At 73.6% G+C, this 681-nt stretch carries 1 protein-coding gene; it reads right to left on the bottom strand.

Annotated elements, in window-relative coordinates; translation table 11 throughout:
• A partial coding sequence (locus tag BV907_RS19630; protein WP_139346876.1) for a DUF6531 domain-containing protein occupies window positions 1-681 on the bottom strand: 681 nt, incomplete at both ends.

Genomic DNA, 681 nt, shown 5'->3' with positions numbered 1-681 from the left:
ACGTCCTTCCACACCCCGCCCCTCGGGTCGGTCATCGTCGCCGTCGAGGTGGCCGGGTCCCAGGCGAAGACGGAGTGGTTGCCGAGCCCGTCCCACTGCTCGGCCACCCGGCCGGTGGCCGGGTCGTAGCCAGTGCGCACGACCGTCCGCCCTGTGGGGGACTTGACCTCGGACAGCCGCCCGCCGCCGTCGTAGGCGTAGACGGTGGTGCCGCCGGCGGCGTCGGTGGCCCCGGTGAGGAGCCCGGCGGTGTAGGAGTAGGTGGTGGCCTGCCCGGCGGAGGTCTCGGCCCGGGTGATCCTCCCCGCGGCGGTGTCCCAGGTGAAGGTGATCGACCTGCCCCCGTCGGTGATCGTGGTCAGCCGGCCGCCGGCGTCGTAGGCATAGGCGGGGCCGCGGCCGGAGGAGTCGGTGAGGGCGGTGAGCTTCCCGGAGGAGTCGAAGGCGTGGGTCAGGCCGGAGCGGGTCACGGCGGTGAAGCTCCCGTCCTGGTTGCGCACGAGGGAGGCCGTGCCGCCGGGCGGAGGCGTGTAGCTGCCGTCGGCGTTCTCGGTGAAGAGCACCCGCTGCCCGGTCCCGGCCTTCAGCACGGCGTCGTCCTGGCCCACGGTGAGGCGGATGTCGTACCCGAGGCTCCAGCCGCGCCCGAACGGCCCCTCTACTATGTCGGCCGAGGTGTAG

Origin of the sequence: Sinomonas mesophila (assembly GCF_001999765.1) — a bacterium.
GTDB classification, from domain to species: domain Bacteria; phylum Actinomycetota; class Actinomycetes; order Actinomycetales; family Micrococcaceae; genus Sinomonas; species Sinomonas mesophila.
Note: the sequence above shows the minus strand (reverse complement) of the source record. Positions and strands in the feature narration are given on the sequence as shown.